Genomic DNA, 15,696 nt, shown 5'->3' on the forward strand with positions numbered 1-15,696 from the left:
GAACATGAGTATCAACCCCAGCGGCGGTGTATGGGCTGAGGTAGCCGGTCAGACCCGAGCCATCTCTCAGTTCTCCCAAGCGGCCGCAGCCGCCCGGGACCTTATCGCGGCCCAAAACCGCCCTGCTGACCTTATGGCCGCGCCGGAAAACGCCGCGCCAGCTGCGCAGACGGACGCCGGCATGAACCTCGCGGCGATGACACATTCCTGGCTGGTGGTCGGCCCGCCTGGCTCGGGGCGCTCCACCGCCGCCAAAGCCTTCGCGGCCGCCTTGGAATGTGAGGATCCGGACAATCCCGGTTGCGGAATCTGCCCGGCCTGCCGAGACGTGCGCCAAGGCACCCATGCCGATGTCAGCGTGATGACCACCGAAATGGTCGAGATCAAGTTTGATGATGTGAAAGCCCTGGTCCAACAGGCTTACCGGCGGCCTGTCCGTGGAGAGTGGAACATCATCATCATCGAAGATTACGACCGCATGAGTGAATACAGCTCCAACCTGCTGCTGAAATCCATTGAAGAACCACCCGAGCGTACCGTGTGGGTGCTGTGCGCCCCCAGCGCCGCCGACGTGCTTTCGACCGTTCGCTCGCGCACCCGCCTCGTGCAGCTCACCCTGCCCAGCCCCGCCGCGGTGGCGGAGCTGCTGGTTCGTCAAGATGCCTCCATCAGCCCCGAATTAGCGGCTGAAGTCGCTGCCGCCGCCGAATCGCACGTGGGACGGGCCCGAGCGCTGGCTTATGACCCGCAGCTGCGCTCTGAACGGCTGGGGGTGCTCCGGATGATTTCGCAAATGAACTCCAGCGCCGAGGCGATGTGGACGGCGGCCGCCCTGGTGAAACTGGTAGACAAACAAGCCGAGGCTCTGCGCGGCGCCAACGACCGGGAGGAACGCGCGAAAGTCCTGGAGGCTTTCGGCGTGGCGGCTGAAACACCCGATTCCCGACTGCCCCGAGATGTGAAGTCAGCTCTGCGGGGAGCCAAGCTCAGCGAGACCGATGCGCACCGGCGGGCCCGGCGCGCCAGCTTCGATACTTGGGATCGGGTTTTGGGCGACATTTCGGGCTTTTACCGCGACGTTTTGTTGGCACAAGCGGGGTCCGCCCAGCCGCGAATCAATCTGTCGAGACCTGCTGGTGAGCTGGTCGATGCTTACGTAGCTCGAGTCGGGACCGGACCGCAGTCCCTAGCCGAAACTACAGCCCGTTTAGAGGCGATTCGCAGGGCTAGGCGCCGCCTGATGGGGAACGGCAACACCACCCTGGACATCGAGGCCCTTTGTGTGGAACTGGCGGACCGGAATAGGGCAAAATGTAAGGCGAACGGAAGGTAGAGAATGAACAAGCTGACAACAGGTTTCGGGATTGTGGCTGCCGTGGGACTGGCGCTGGTGGGGTTAGCTGGCTGCGCCCCGGAAAAACCCGTGGCACAGCCCTCCAAACCGCCCAGTCCCACCCAAACTGTGGACCAACCTAAACTCGCCGAGTATTACGCTCAAGACCTGCAGTGGAAGAACTGCGGAGGCGACTTCGAGTGCGCCATGCTGGAAGTGCCCCTCGACTATGACAACCCCCAGGGCGAACACGCCAAAATCGCGATGAAACGCTTGAACACTGCCAATCGTGAGACACGTATCGGGACGCTCATTATGAACCCCGGCGGGCCCGGCGGCTCCGGACTGGAAAACATGAAACCCGAAAACGTGGCCTATTTCTTTAGCGACACGGTGCGAAACTACTATGACGTGCTGGGATTTGACCCCCGCGGAGTCGGAGCTTCGCAGCCTGCCATCAAATGCCGCACTGACCAGGAACTTGATGAGGATAACTCGACCTATTACGACCTCTCTACCGAAGCCGGACGAGCGGCAGATATCGCCGACTATAAAGCCCTGGGGGAAAAGTGCCTAAAGAATTCCCCGCAGATGACCCGTTTTGCCAGCACGGAAAACACCGCCCGTGATATGGATATTATGCGGGCCGCGCTCGGCGATGAAAGGCTGTACTACCTGGGATTTTCTTACGGTACTTACCTGGGTGCGATTTACGCGGACCTTTTTCCGTCCCGGGTGGGACGCATGGTGCTAGACGGAGTGCTTGACCCGTCCTTGGACATGAACCAGGTTTCGACTCTGCAAGCCAGCGGATTTGAAGCCTCCCTGCGGGAATTCGTGACGCAATGCCAGCAAAAGCACGCCAAACAATGTCCGCTGCACGGAGACGTGGATTCGGGAATGTCTCAGATCAAATCCCTGCTGGATTCCCTGAAAACCAACCCTATGCCTGCCAAGAGAGGCCGCGAACTGACCGCCCCCCAAGCCTTCACCGGTCTGATTGGCAATATGTACAACACCGCCTCCTGGTGGCAGCAGCTGTTGCCGGCCCTGTCCCAAGCCCTAAACGAATCTGACGGCACCGGCCTTCTGAACAGTGCCGATTTTTACAACGAACGCAACGCGGACGGCACGTATCAAAACAACTCCTCCGACGCTTTCATGGTTATCAACTCACTGGACTATGAGCCGGTCGGCGACATGGCGCAATGGAAAGCTGACGCGGCAAAGATGGAGGCGGATTATCCCACCATCGGGGAATTTTTCACGTACAGTTCCCTCGGCGCGGAAAACTGGCCGGTTAAAGCAAAAACCACGGCGAAACGCGAGGTCAATCCCCAGTTGGAGGAAGATATCCTGCTGATTGGAACCACCGGTGACCCGGCCACTCCGCTGAAAATGGCTCAGCACACCCGCCAGATGATGGACCATTCCAAACTGTTGACCGTGCAAGGCTGGAATCACACAGCATACAACTCCTATGCACCGGGCTGCGTCAAAACCATCACCGACACTTACCTGGTTTCGGGCAAAATCGCGGCCACGAACAGCGAAACCTGCCGACTGGATTAGACGCGCCCGCGGCGCGCTGGTACCGGTAGCGGGGTCTGTTACCGGCCTGCCACCTGCCTGCCACAGTTTGGAACAGCCCGTTTTTCAGGCTAAAATAGAACCCGCGCATTTTGCGCACCGCCGCCTTAGCTCAGTCGGCAGAGCGATTCACTCGTAATGAATAGGTCGAGAGTTCGATTCTCTCAGGCGGCTCCGCGTCTTTCGTTGGTATTCCAACGAAAGCTCATGCTAAAGAATAATCAGGCGCGGCAATTAACGATCAATTAACGTCTAGCTAACTGCACTGGTCGTTACACGTAGATATGCCCACACCCAGAGAGGCACCTCTTACCGTTGTAAAACCGCAGCGCAAGTACTGTAGAACCGCAATGAAGTGCTTGTAGAACCGCAACGAAATGCCCTCTAAACCTTGCTGACGTGCAGAATCATTTCATGATAACTTCTACGATTCCACCAAGGATGGGTCGCCATCTTTGGATAATGATTTGCAGAGATTCGCGGGTGAGCTGAGTGAATTTTGTGAGCTAAGTCATGCCGTAGGTTTACCCCTTTCGAGCTGTAAAGTTATGCGATACACTTAAAAGGTGATTGTCAGTTTTAAACACGCGGGATTGCAGCGGTTTTATGAATCTGGGGTGAAATCGGGTATGAATCCCGAGCACGCTGACAAACTTGCACGGATGCTTTCGGTGTTGGATCAGGTGCATAGTCCAGCACCACTGCTAACTTTTCCGGGATATCGTGCGCACAAACTGACAGGATCTTTCGCGGGTTATTGGTCGCTTCGAGTCAGTGGGAACTGGCGATTGATTTTCCGATTCGCGGGTGAAGATGTGGAACTTGTTGATTACCTTGACTACCACTGAGGAGGATGAAAAATGAGTATGAAAAATCCGGTGTATCCCGGAGCGGTAATCCGTGAGGATTTCTTGAATGAACTTGGCATTTCAGTCAGTGACGCCAGTCGTAAGTTGGGGGTGTCTCGAGTTACGCTTTCGCGCGTCTTAAATGGGAAAGCGGCGCTAACCCCTAATCTGGCTTTACGCCTTGAGCTCGCGGGAATCGGCAATGCCCGTCTGTGGCTGGATATGCAGACCGCCTATGAACTTGCTCAGGCTCGCAGTAAAGAGACCCCCAGCGTAGAGCCGCTAGTCGCGCTCTAGTCGTCATGTCGTTGTGAGGCCGATATGCTGTTTGCGTTCCGATATGTACAAGCAAAGATACTGGCTTTCCTGCGTGGGTGGGGTTGATTCGTGGCATGAGTCTCGGCAGGTCCTCGGCTGACGTGGAGTTTATTTCCGATAGCTGTATATCTGTGCGCTTAGAACAATTCCAGTTTCTGCGCACTAGGGATATTCCTGCGCAATCTCAGCGCAAGCAATTGTTTCAAAACCGGCTGTATACTCTGCTTTTGCTTCTTTCCAGGCCGGTAAGTCAAGCTCGTCCGACAATCCTCTTTCGTGGTTAATAAAACCTAATAGCCGAATTGTATTTTCATAATAATAACGGCAAGCTACCTGGGGTTAACCGTTAATTTGGTCTCCAATTACGCCAGACAACCTTAACGCATCAAACCCCTCGTTCTGAAGATTCGTTACCGCCGCGGGGTTGAATTATTTATTCTTCGATGTCTAATATAGAGCTATTCATTCACTCATACTTTTGGAGGGCGCCATCATGGCCAAGAAAGTAAAAACTATCCTGATTGACGATATTGACGGCTCGGACGCAGCCGAGACAGTCACTTTTGGTTTGGACAATGTCAACTATGAAATTGATTTAAATGAAACCCACGCCAAGGAACTGCGCGACAGCCTGGCGCGCTGGATTAAGGCCGGACGTAAAGTTTCCGGTCGCCGTCGCCGCGGAACTGCCACGCCAGTAAACAACGAGGTTCGTGAACTCAACCGCCGCGTGCGCGCTTGGGCTGGTGAAAAGGGAATCCCGGTCAACGACCGCGGTCGCGTTCCGCAACAACTCATCGACCAATACCGCGCCGCCACCGGCGATAACTAAGGGCTATTCCACCCCGAGAACTTCATAATATGTAAGGACTGGCCGTCCGGCCTATTGCGACGAAACGTTATTCACGACGCAATAAACAAATTGCCAGGGCGGCCAGTCCTTCGCAATTCCCCGTAAATCCCATGCGATCAGTCGTCGTGGCCGAAAACGACACCGGTGCCCCCAGAATGTTTCCCAACGCCGCCTCCGCTTCGGCGTAACGCGGGCCGAGCCGCGGCTCCTGACCGATAACGGTCACGCTGGCATTGATTACCGCCCAACCGGCCTCGTGCAACATCTGCATCGCCGCGCTCAAAAACACTTCCCCACCGGCTCCGGCAAACTCCGGACGAGACACCCCAAAGTTGGTGCCCAAGTCGCCCAACCCGGCGGCTGAGAGCAGGGCATCAGCCAAAGCGTGGGCGGCTACGTCTCCGTCCGAATGCCCCTCCAGCGGCGCGTGGGCAGGAAAAGACAGGGTCCCCACCTTGAGCGGGCGGCCCGCCACCGGCTCACGGGCAGCAAAACGATGCGCGTCAAAACCTTGGCCAACTCGGAAATCCATGAATAAAATCCTAATTGGAATGTTGGTGGTATTTAACCCTTTTGGGTGGTGTATTCCCCTGACCAGCATTTTAATCTGGGGATAGTGGCGAATTTTTTGCTCATTCCCAGCGGATACAAGCTAAGGAGGCCAGCCAATCGTGAGCGATGTGCAGCTAAAATGTCCGTCCTGCGGTGCTCCCATTAATTTTGATGTGCCCAGCGGCAAGATGAAGTGCAGCTTTTGCGGGGCTTCATTCACAGTCGAGGAGGTAAACCAGTTCAATGGTATCTCCCAAGCCAACGCGGAACTCGATGCCGCGCACGCGCAACAGGCGGAGACTTTTGGCGCCGCCGGTGGGGCAGGAACCGCTGCGAACCCGGAAACGCAGATTTCCACCACTCCTGCCGAGGGACAACCCGGCTGGGTCGAGCCCCCGCCCACCTATCTGGACGAAGCGACCGGACAGCAAATGGCTCAGTTCCAATGTAATTCCTGCGGTGGGGAAATCATTGGTTCGCCCGACATGGTCAGCGCCCGATGCCCCTGGTGCAACAACAACTTCGTGGCGACCGGACAGCTGACCAGCACCCGCGTCCCCGACCGGATGATTCCTTTTGCGATGACCAAAGAACAGGCCTTGGAGGCTTTCAAAGCCAACATGAAGGGGCTGAAACTCATTCCCAGAGAGTTTAAACAGGTCAGCGTGGACGATATCCAAGGCGTTTACGTGCCTTACTGGCTGTATGACGCAACGGTCGCGGGCGAAGGCACCTTTAGTTGCGAAAACATCCGCACCTGGACCGATTCGGAATACGAATACACCGAACATCGGGAATATCAGGTGTACCGCAGCGCCAACGTTGCTTTCCTGGACGTGCCGGTGGCGGGCACCACGAAAGTCACCGATAAGCTCACGGAATCCATCGAACCTTTTGACTACACCAAGTCGGTCGCGTTTTCCCCCGCCTACCTGACAGGCTTCATGACCAACAAATATGACGTGGAAGCGCAAGACGCCAACCCCCGCGCTTTGGAACGCATGAAAGACTCCACCGAGGAAGTGCTGCGGAACTCCATCAGCGGCTACGACACTGTCTCGACAATCAACACCTCCATCCAACCGGCTTTCGGGGAACTCGAATACGTGTTCCTGCCGATGTGGCTGATGAATGTCGATTTCCAAGGCAAAAACTACAACTATGCGATGAACGGGCAAACCGGCAAGTTCGTGGGTACGTTCCCGGTATCCGAGCGCAAGTACTGGACCGGCCTGATAGGGATTGCCATCCCCATTGCCATCATTTTTGGCGCCATCTTTATTCCGTTCCTGATGCCGTTGTTTTTCGATTGAGGTTAGAAATCATGAATATGCGTAAGAAAATCCTTTTTTCCGCTGGCGCACTAGCGGTGGCGTTGGCTCCGGCGGTTGGTTTTGGCCTGCCCGAGGCGGCGGGCGCAGAAGTCAGCCCGGTCGCGTTTTCCGTGTCGCCCCCGGAGCGCGGGGTGGTGCGGGGTGAAACGTCCAACCCTGAGTTTATCTATGACGACGGGGATTATTTGGATGCCGACCAAGAGGCCAGGTTGAGAAACATTGCGAAAGCGGTCTGGCAGACTTCCGGTCACCGTATTATCTACATTTCTACCACCGATCCGGCTATGGAAGACGACCCCGAAGCCTGGCTCGACGATTACGCAAAGACCCACAATATTTCGCTTGACTCCGTCATTTTGCTGACCGGAGACGTGAACTACACCACCGCTGACGGGCAAACCTCCGACGCGATTTCTGACGCGGACTGGGAACAGTTGCTGAAAAAGTATAAATCCGCGGAAAACACGTATTCCAAGCGTGCCGACAGTTTCTTCATGACTTTCGCTGATTATCTGAACAAGCATCCTCTGGAAAGGGCGGGTAGCCCCGCGGCGGCGTCACAGCCGACCGACCAGACTCCGCCCCCGGAGGAGCCAGAAACCCCGGCAGCCAGCGACGAACCGGCTGACTCCGCGGAACTGACTCAGACCGAATTCGGCGACATCATCAAATTCCCTGATGAGGGACAGGTGCCTTACGTGGGCGGACAGCCGGACGCGAAATCCGCGGCACCTTTCATCCGCGACCACTCCGGGGTGTTTAGCAAATCAAAGATTGCCGGCTGGGAAAAACAAATGACCGCCCTGGCTGAGAAGTACGGGATTGCGCCCTATATCGTGACAGTGGACGATTTCAGTAATCAAACCCCGGAACAGTGGGCAGCGAACTACTACAACGCCAACCAGCTTGGCTTGGGGGAAAAGGACGCCAACGGGGTACTCATGGTAATCAACCCCACCTCGCGCGATTTGTGGTTCATGGGTCACGGGGACGGTGAAAAGGCCTTCACCGTCTATGGCATCGAAAAGCTCTATTACCACGTCAAACAGCCCTTGGGCGATGACAAGTGGAACGACGGTATGGAGGTCTACCTGGCCCAAGTGGCGGATTACCTGGAACAATGGAAAGCCGGGACACCCTACAGCGAGAGTCATCCACTTCCTCACCCCATGACCCCGGAGTCCACCGCTGCCGGTGCCGCCGGGGCGGCAGCCCTCGGTGGTGGTGCCGGCACCCTGGTGATGCGCCGAATCAGGAAAAAGCACGATACGGCGCAGCTGCAATCGGGAGCGAAATATTACGTCGTGCCTGGTTCGGACCAGATTACGGGCTCTAACGATGTCTTTGTGAATGAATACACGACCCAAGTCGCGCGTCCCAAGAGCAGCGACAGTTCCGATTTCAGTGGCGGCTCGTTCAGTTCCGGGGGTACGTCGTTTAGTTCCGGGGGCGGTAAGTTCTAAGTTCACGGCCCAAGGCCGGTGGCGTGGCGTACCCAGCGATGTTACGGGTCCGGTGGTGCTGCGGCCCACCGGCAACCGCCACACCCGCCCGTGGACCCCACTTGTGAACAGGCACGACACGCACCGCGCTGGCAACCCCCTGAATAACCGACCTAAGATTGACACGTGAGTGAGGTTTCGGCGCCGCGACTAACCCGTAACCAGTTTTTTCGGCTGGTTGCGGCTGTGGTCTGCGCAATCCTCGCCGCGATTATCGCCCAGCAGTCCCTCACTACCGTCAAGGGGCAAAACTTCGACGGCCTGACCCGATTTGCGGTCAGCCGCGGCAAGCCGTTCCTGTTCGGAGCCGACACGGCGGCACTGGACACAATTTCTATGGGGGCTCTCATCGCGCTGACCGGGGTGGTATTTTTGATTGCCGCCGCCCGAAAACGGCGCGAACTGGGAATTCGTGTGCTCATTTTGGTGGCGGGCGCGAACCTGACCACCCAGGTCCTGAAACACTGGATTATCCACCGCCCCGCCTTGGGCGTGGACTATCAAGGCTTGGCAAACTCACTGCCCAGCGGACACACTACGGTAGCGATGACGGCAGCGATTGGAATCGTCATGGTCGTCGTACCCAAGTGGCGTTCCGTAGCCGTGTTTATCGGCTGGCTCACCACCAGTTTTGTTGGTATCGCCGTGATGCTCAACCAGTGGCACCGCCTCTCCGATGTACTCACCGCCATTCTCATTGCCACCGCTTGGGGCTTGGTGCTAACTCCCCGGGAAGCCACCGACCGACGTTTCGGACACACCCATCGCGTTACCCTGTTGGTTTCCCTGGCCGCCACCCTCATCGGGGCTATCGGGATAGGCGTGGTCTGGCTGCGGACAACCGACATTCCCCTTTCCGAGGCCGCCCTGCATGCCGCAGCCCTAACCCCGCTGGGCCTATTGACCGCGGGCGCCTCCATCCTCACCATCATCGGCCTAGCCGGCCTGGTCCTGGCGATGGTAAACACACAAGCCCGCCATTAAACCTGACCGAGACGATTTCACCCTTTTGGGTGGTTACTGGCACGCGGCGCACCGATAGCCTGAGGGGGTCTGTTCTATCAGGAGGTAACCATGATTATTTCTTTCCCAAGTTTCCCCTCTCGGTTCAGTCGGGCCGGGGCAGGATTCGCGGTGGCGGCGTTAGCTGTCGCCGGTTTGTTGGTACCCGCGGCGCAAGGCGTCGACACCGGAGATACCTACGCCACTAACAGCTGTATCGCCTGGGATCGCCTGGGTGGGGCGAACGCCATAGAGACTTCCGACCTAGTGGCCAATCGCGCCTACCCGACGGGTTCACCCCACTTCCTGGTGGCTTCCTCACGCAACCCCGTCGACGCGCTGCCCGGCGGCGCCTTGGGCGTGGGACCCATCCTCCTCACCGACGGGAAGAGCTGGAACCTCGAAACTCTGGCAAAATATCAAAATGTGACGATACTTGGCGGCTACGGGGCAGTCGAGCAACTGGCAGAAACATTTTTCGACGAACACGGCATCTCTAGCTCCCGACTGCAAGGCCCTGACCGCAACGCCACCGCCTCCGCTATCGCCGATCGCTGGGTAAAAGTCCACGGCCAACCGACCCATGTCTATGTCACCCGCAACGCGGGGGCCGGTTCACCCGACGCCGTAGCCGCTTCCGTGGTCCGTGACGGACCCATCTTGACCTTCACGAACCCCGCGAGCCTGCAAGCCGCAGCCGCGAAAATCCAGAAAATGCACCCCAGTCAGGGCGTAGTTATTCTCGGCGGCGAGGGAGTAGTGTCCGCTGCCGAGGCAAATGTCCTGGCCGGGGGCTTACAGCTGAATCGCCTCAGCGGCATGAATCGTTACGAAACGTCCCGAGCTATTGCGAATTGGGTGGCGCAAACCCGCCCGGTCCACCACATCTATCTGGCCAGCGGTCACGCTTTGAAAGATGCCATGGTGGCCGGAGCCTTCAACGATGGGGTCATCCTGTTGACCCCGCCGAATGGTTCGGGAATCAATGAATGGGCACGGATGATGAACGCGGACGGCATCACGGTGGTCGGCGGACGCGGCGTGGTTCCCGATAGCACCGCACAAATTGCCGCCTGCGGTGAAACTGCTGGCATCACCAATTCCCTGGTCCAGGGGCTGCTGTACCCCCTCGGCACCGATCAGGCCTGCACTACCGCGAGTTGGAACGCGGCGGAATCTGTGGGCCTGATGGAACAAATGCCGAACGCTGAAAACGCCTGCTGGCAAAAGCCGACGGGAACACACATCAGCATTCAACACCGTGGAGACTATTTCTCTGACGGTTTCCCCGATGCCATCGTCTATGTCAGCGATGTGGACGGAACGATGGTGTTCCTCGTGGTTTACAACCCCGCAAATCCGAGCCAACCCTACGTGTCCTACCTGTGGGGCGGCAATGGAGACTGGGGTTTCCGCGTGGTGGACAATTCTTCTTACCCCTTGTTTGAACTGCTTTCCGGTGGGCAAGTGGTCAAGCAGCTTTCCGTAGCGGATAATATCGGCGACAAGCCGGAAGTCGCGCTGCCGGTCAGCTGAAACTAGCACCGTAGCGAAAGCGTTGGTGGTGGGGAATCTCGTTGACTCCCCACCACCTTTCGCGGCAATTTGAGCCAATTCCCAAGGACGCCCTGATAAAATTTGCAAACAACGCACGGCAGGACTCCGCTCCGGCCACAAACAGGAAAATCGGAAGGGGAAAGGCTATTGACCCGGATAACCATTGTGGAGGATCAGACTATCCTGTTGGATTCCCTCGCGTCCGCGATTGCTGCCGAGGACGATTTTACCGTTGTCGACAAACTGACGGATGCCGCCGCGATTCACGCTTCGGTGCGGATTCACCCCGTCGACCTGGTGCTGATGGACGTGGTGACGGAAAATTCTTCTGGCCTCAGCGAATCGGCCAAACTCAAGCGGGATCACCCCAACCTCAAGGTCGTCATCTTTACTGCCATGCCGGATGCGGCTTTTGTACAGGAAGCCCAAGAGGCCGGGGTCGATTCTTTCGTGTACAAAACCATTTCCACCCCTGATTTGCTGGCTGTGCTGCGTTCGACCATGCAGGGGGACTCTAGTTTCCCCGGTGCCCCAGCCCTGCCCAGTTTTGGCGCCAACGAGTTGAACCAGCGCGAGATGCAGGTGCTGCGCTTGGTGTGCGCAGGTTATGCGCGCAAGGAAATCGCGAAAAAGATGTATTTGAGCGAAAACACCATCAAGTCCTACATCACCCAGCTGCTGGCGAAAAGCGGCTTTTCTTCCGTGGCACGCCTCGCGTTGTGGGCGGTTTCTAGCGGCTACATCGTAGTCCAAGACAATGACGCGGACTGTGGCTGAATCGGGATTTCATGTCTGCCTCACCCTATCCGCGCAATAGGTTCCCCAGTTCACCTTCTGTCGTTTCGGTAGGACCCACCTGGGTACACGACTGGCTGGCGCATCTGGGCGTTGCGCTCGCCTTGGGATTAATTGCGGTGGTTTTGATTTTTGCCCCACTGCGCACGATTTCCTTTCAAACCGAATACACCATGGCGGTTCCTACGAGTTTTGAACAACGTCTGACGGACTATTACCAACGAAATGGAATCAAGGTCGAGCCCCACAGCGAGTGGTCACTACTGAAGCTGCTGCGTTCGGGGCCCGCTTACGTGATCACCAGTGAAGTCATGGCTAATTCGGCACAGAAATCCGAACCGGAGGGGCGGTTCACGAAACTTTATCCCGAATCGATTGTACTGGCCTCGCGCGCCACAAAAGTCAAGTCCATCACCGATTTCCAGCAACTATCCGACAGCACCAAAACTGTCTATCTCGATCAAGGAGTTTCCCGGCTGGAACTGATGAGCGCCCTAGCTTTGCGCCACGACTCTGAGGAAACGCAAGATTTTTCCGCAGCTCAAGCAAAACGACTACTGGATAAAATCAACCGCCAGGGCAGGCTCCAGACCGGAACCTCCTCGCAAGATTTGGAACAGGCGCTTCGCCGCGGCTGGTTTTGCTTAACCACGGATCGGCGTGCGGCTCAATCCTCCGTGGGTCGCTCAGTCCACTACGCCCCCGCCCCCACGCTCACCGCACAAATCGGCATCTGGCAACGCAACCCCAACAGCATCAACGGAACTTTGCCGCTGGCGGCGGTACCCCCCGGTTTTTTCAACCCCGTAGACTACCCCTCAACAAACCCGACTTTTCGGGAACAAATCCACGCCGAAACGGTAACCCATCTGGACAATTACGAGGAATTTGTCTGGGATGCCAGCCTCTACAACGACACCTACGGCGGATCTTGGGGATGGGAAAACACCAACGAAGCCTACGAACTGGGAGGATTCATCGCCCTGCTGTGTTTCCTAAGTTTTTGGGCAGGGTGGCGATTTTGGACAGCAACTTTCACCTATGTGCGCTGGGCAGTGCTGGCACAAGCGGGAATACTCGCCCTGTGGATTATGGCGCGGATTATCAAACACGCCTCCCTCGGGGTTTTCGAGCGTTACACCTGGTACTACTATTACGTCCCGATTTATACGACCTGCGCAATCTTGTTCTTCGTCATGGCCCACTCCAGCCGCGGGCACCCGCCGGGTTACCGTTTCTTGCGCACCTGGATTATCGGGGTCGGCACAGCCCTGATCCTGCTGGTATTCACCAACGACTTACACCACCTGGTGCTGCGCTTTGGCACCGGGCAGTCCGGGGTGGATTACAGCTACGGTCCGGGATACTACCTGTATTACGCGGCGGCGCTGCTGGTTTTCGCGGCGGTCATATACGCCGGTTCGTGGTCACTGAAGGGACATTGGTTGCGTCTGGTGGCGGGAATCGGGGTATTGTTCCTCGCGGTGTTGTTCTATTCCGTGGCGTACACGATGCGAATCCCGCTGGTTCGCGCCACCGAAACCGTCCAAATGTATTGCGTGATTTTTGTGTTGGCGTGGGAGATTCTGTTCTTTATCGGGGCGATTGGGCAAAACCGCGGCTATCTGCGGTTCTTTGAAAAATCCCAGATTCCCATCGAAATTGTCAACCGGGATTGGCTCCCCCATTACCGCACGTCCCAGCCCCTCAACCTGGACCAGGACACTCGTCAGCAGCTGCGGGACAGTCAGGTACCGGTGCTGGTCACAGACACTTCGGTACAGCCGAACCGAACCGTGTACTGCCAAACCCGTCCCGTGGACGGCGGCCACGTCCTTTGGGAAACAGACGTCACCGCGGTGCAGGATTTGGAGCGGGCTTTGGCGGCACTGCGCGTCCGCGAGACTCACCAAACCGAAATTCTGCGCGCCGAATACGAAGCCACGTTAAACATGGAGGAATCGGCCGATGCCCCCGTCCTCTTTGACCGGCTCGATGACTTGATGAACGCGTCCCTGGGCCGGATTCAAGCCAATACCGCTCGGCTCAACGTATCGCTGAACGAAAGCGAACGCTCCGATATTTTGCGCAACATCAAGATGGACTTGGGTTATGCCAAACGCGCGGGCCTGCTGACTTTGCAGAACTTTGAGAAAGAAACCGTTTCGGTGAACGCCCTGACAACATTCATGAGCCAATCCTGTACCGATTTTTCTTTCGCAGGAGCTGTGGCCGGCTTGCATGGTCCGACCACCGGCACTGTGCAGCTCCAGGTGGCGTTGTGGTGTTTGGAGGGCTTGCACCGCACCTTTAACCAGCTCATTGGGGCTTCAGAGGTGGCCGTGTTCGTGAACTTCGAGGTCGCCCCAGACGGTAATACAGCCTGGCTAAACTTGATTATTGACCTGCCCGAGCAGGACCTTCCCCTGCTCGATCCGCTCTTGACCTGGCCACGCGCTCAAGTCGAAATGTTTGTTGAGGACGACACCTGTCACCTGAACATGATTATCGGCGCTGGTGAACCTGCTTTGGCACCGGAGGCGGCGTATGAGTGACCAGCTCTATAGTCTCACCCCCGTCCAGATGGGAGCCGCTACCGTTCTGATGGGTATTGGTTTATTGGCGGCGTGCCTGCTCACGATGGGTCAATGGCTCATTCATCGGCGACGTTTAGCCACGGTGTTCCTGATTAGCGTGGAGATTTTGCTGGCGTTCTATATGTGGGCGTTCGCCACCGTTTTTATCCATTCTCAGACCGGGATTTTCCTGCTCCAAGACCGTAACTTTGGGTGGTTTGTGGTGGTTTGCTTGGTGCTGGGAGCGGCGACGATGGGAACGAACTACCGCTATGCCGAGGCCCCGCTGCTGGTGACGCTGACCCCGGCGTTGCCTCCTTTCGTCGCTGCCGGAGGTGTTTGGGTGCTGCTCATTTCCGGAGCACTAACGACCTCTTGGCTGTGCGTCCAAGTGTGGCGAGACTGGCAGCTGCTGCACCGCGTCCTCAGTCCTTTCAGTGTCAAAGGGGCTTTGGACCGGCTGGAACACGGGGTAGCGTTCGCGAACTTCCGGGGCCGCAGCAAGTTTGCCAACGTTGCTATGGAGGGACTTTTGGGGCGTCTGGGGTTGACGTCGTTGACGAACATCGGGACGTTGGAACGCCAACTATGTCAATTCAGGTTTGAGACAAAAAACCACCAAGCGGGCAGTGATTCCCCGAACTGCTGGGAAGAAAACGACGACGGAACCTCCCGGCTGCGAATCACGGAACCCGATGGGCGAACCTGGGTGCTGACCCATAGCCGGATTCGAGACGGCCGGCGATCTTGGATTCAACTGCTAGCTGTCGATGTTAGTGACTACATGACGCTCAGTTACCGGCTTTCAGCAGAGATTGATGCCCTGCAGGCCCGCCAAAAACGCCTGGTCAGTGAGACTTCGCGGCTCGATGAGGCCCTGTCGCGTCGGCTAATTTTATCGACCCGGTCGACCATTCACGACACGCTTTCCCAGCGGATTTCTTTCGTTCACCGGTTCTTGGAGGACGAAGTGTCGGACGATGAACGCCTGCGCCGCCTCCAGGGTCTGCTGGAGGATCTGCCCTCCGAACTGAGCCAGGACCGCGTCACCGCCACCCCCAAAATTTGGCTGGAAACTCTGCAAGATTTAGCTTCGGCGGCTGAACTGGAACTGCATATTTCCGGCGACCTTCCTCCCCAGGCCGACAAAGCCCGGATGTTTACGGATGTGCTGCGCGAAGCCATCACGAATGTGCTGATTCATACGACTTCCAGCGAAATGGAGGTGCGTCTGGGACAGGACGCCTCCAGCTTCTGGATGGAAGTCTCGAACCCCAGCACTATGGAGACCACGCTGACTTACGGCACCGGCCTGAGCAACTTGGAATCTCGGCTCGAAGCCCTCGGTGGTTCCCTGTCTGTATTCACCACCCCGCGTTTCACCCTGCGTGCCCGACTGCCGCGCTGAGCAGGAATCGTCTCCCCACCGGCCAGGC

General features: G+C 57.3%; 13 protein-coding genes and 1 tRNA gene. 13 read left to right on the forward strand and 1 reads right to left on the reverse strand.

Annotated features, from left to right (window positions below):
• Positions 1-4: 4 nt before the first annotated feature.
• The 6 genes from Q0X47_RS04220 to Q0X47_RS04245 all read left to right on the forward strand — a co-directional run bounded on the left by Q0X47_RS04220 (position 5) and on the right by Q0X47_RS04245 (position 4,921).
• A complete protein-coding gene (locus tag Q0X47_RS04220) occupies positions 5-1,333 on the forward strand; it encodes a DNA polymerase III subunit delta' (RefSeq protein WP_297723220.1) in 1,329 nt (442 codons plus the stop codon).
• Between the two features lie 3 nt (positions 1,334-1,336).
• The gene (locus tag Q0X47_RS04225; protein ID WP_297723222.1) at positions 1,337-2,905 is read left to right on the forward strand and encodes an alpha/beta hydrolase; all 1,569 of its coding nucleotides are present in this window, start codon (positions 1,337-1,339) and stop codon (positions 2,903-2,905) included.
• A gap of 119 nt (positions 2,906-3,024) precedes the next feature.
• A tRNA-Thr gene (locus Q0X47_RS04230) sits at positions 3,025-3,097 on the forward strand.
• Positions 3,098-3,489: 392 nt separating this feature from the next.
• A complete protein-coding gene (locus tag Q0X47_RS04235; protein ID WP_297723225.1) occupies positions 3,490-3,771 on the forward strand; it encodes a type II toxin-antitoxin system RelE/ParE family toxin in 282 nt (93 codons plus the stop codon).
• 12 nt (positions 3,772-3,783) lie between these two features.
• The gene (locus Q0X47_RS04240; RefSeq protein ID WP_297723228.1) at positions 3,784-4,068 is read left to right on the forward strand and encodes a HigA family addiction module antitoxin; all 285 of its coding nucleotides are present in this window, start codon (positions 3,784-3,786) and stop codon (positions 4,066-4,068) included.
• A 514-nt stretch (positions 4,069-4,582) separates the two neighbouring features.
• On the forward strand, positions 4,583-4,921 hold the full coding sequence (locus Q0X47_RS04245; protein WP_297723230.1) for an Lsr2 family protein: 339 nt from the start codon (positions 4,583-4,585) through the stop codon (positions 4,919-4,921).
• Positions 4,922-4,988: 67 nt separating this feature from the next.
• Here the strand turns inward: Q0X47_RS04245 and ispF are convergent, their stop codons facing one another.
• Positions 4,989-5,474 carry a 2-C-methyl-D-erythritol 2,4-cyclodiphosphate synthase gene (gene ispF, locus Q0X47_RS04250; RefSeq protein WP_297723232.1) on the reverse strand — a complete coding sequence of 162 codons (486 nt, stop codon included), beginning with the start codon at positions 5,472-5,474 and terminating at the stop codon, positions 4,989-4,991.
• 139 nt (positions 5,475-5,613) lie between these two features.
• Here ispF and Q0X47_RS04255 point away from each other — a divergent pair, with 139 nt between their 5' ends.
• From Q0X47_RS04255 to Q0X47_RS04285, 7 genes are all read left to right on the forward strand, one after another.
• A complete protein-coding gene (locus tag Q0X47_RS04255) occupies positions 5,614-6,807 on the forward strand; it encodes an ATP-binding protein (protein WP_297723234.1) in 1,194 nt (397 codons plus the stop codon).
• 11 nt (positions 6,808-6,818) lie between these two features.
• The gene (locus Q0X47_RS04260; protein ID WP_297723237.1) at positions 6,819-8,291 is read left to right on the forward strand and encodes a TPM domain-containing protein; all 1,473 of its coding nucleotides are present in this window, start codon (positions 6,819-6,821) and stop codon (positions 8,289-8,291) included.
• A 165-nt stretch (positions 8,292-8,456) separates the two neighbouring features.
• On the forward strand, positions 8,457-9,314 hold the full coding sequence (locus Q0X47_RS04265; RefSeq protein ID WP_297723239.1) for a phosphatase PAP2 family protein: 858 nt from the start codon (positions 8,457-8,459) through the stop codon (positions 9,312-9,314).
• Positions 9,315-9,404: 90 nt separating this feature from the next.
• Positions 9,405-10,868: a cell wall-binding repeat-containing protein gene (locus Q0X47_RS04270; RefSeq protein WP_297723241.1), complete on the forward strand. Its 1,464-nt coding sequence runs from the start codon at positions 9,405-9,407 to the stop codon at positions 10,866-10,868.
• Positions 10,869-11,036: 168 nt separating this feature from the next.
• Positions 11,037-11,666, forward strand: a complete 630-nt coding sequence (locus Q0X47_RS04275; RefSeq protein WP_297723243.1) for a response regulator transcription factor — start codon at positions 11,037-11,039, stop codon at positions 11,664-11,666.
• 11 nt (positions 11,667-11,677) lie between these two features.
• Positions 11,678-14,239, forward strand: coding sequence for a hypothetical protein (locus Q0X47_RS04280; RefSeq protein WP_297723245.1), 2,562 nt, complete (start codon positions 11,678-11,680; stop codon positions 14,237-14,239).
• Positions 14,232-15,668, forward strand: a complete 1,437-nt coding sequence (locus Q0X47_RS04285) for a sensor histidine kinase (protein ID WP_297723247.1) — start codon at positions 14,232-14,234, stop codon at positions 15,666-15,668. The genes Q0X47_RS04280 and Q0X47_RS04285 overlap by 8 nt, the downstream gene beginning before the upstream one ends.
• The last annotated feature ends 28 nt before the right edge of the window (positions 15,669-15,696 follow it).

It is taken from the genome of uncultured Mobiluncus sp., from assembly GCF_947254095.1.
Classification (GTDB): domain Bacteria; phylum Actinomycetota; class Actinomycetes; order Actinomycetales; family Actinomycetaceae; genus Mobiluncus.

Coding starts and splice junctions, on each gene's coding strand:
- Q0X47_RS04220 (WP_297723220.1), top strand. CDS start 5: ATGAGTATCAACCCCAGCGGCGGTGTATGGGCTGAGGTAGCCGGTCAG.
- Q0X47_RS04225 (WP_297723222.1), top strand. CDS start 1,337: ATGAACAAGCTGACAACAGGTTTCGGGATTGTGGCTGCCGTGGGACTG.
- Q0X47_RS04240 (WP_297723228.1), top strand. CDS start 3,784: ATGAGTATGAAAAATCCGGTGTATCCCGGAGCGGTAATCCGTGAGGAT.
- Q0X47_RS04245 (WP_297723230.1), top strand. CDS start 4,583: ATGGCCAAGAAAGTAAAAACTATCCTGATTGACGATATTGACGGCTCG.
- ispF (WP_297723232.1), bottom strand. CDS start 5,474: ATGGATTTCCGAGTTGGCCAAGGTTTTGACGCGCATCGTTTTGCTGCC.
- Q0X47_RS04260 (WP_297723237.1), top strand. CDS start 6,819: ATGAATATGCGTAAGAAAATCCTTTTTTCCGCTGGCGCACTAGCGGTG.
- Q0X47_RS04270 (WP_297723241.1), top strand. CDS start 9,405: ATGATTATTTCTTTCCCAAGTTTCCCCTCTCGGTTCAGTCGGGCCGGG.
- Q0X47_RS04280 (WP_297723245.1), top strand. CDS start 11,678: ATGTCTGCCTCACCCTATCCGCGCAATAGGTTCCCCAGTTCACCTTCT.
- Q0X47_RS04285 (WP_297723247.1), top strand. CDS start 14,232: ATGAGTGACCAGCTCTATAGTCTCACCCCCGTCCAGATGGGAGCCGCT.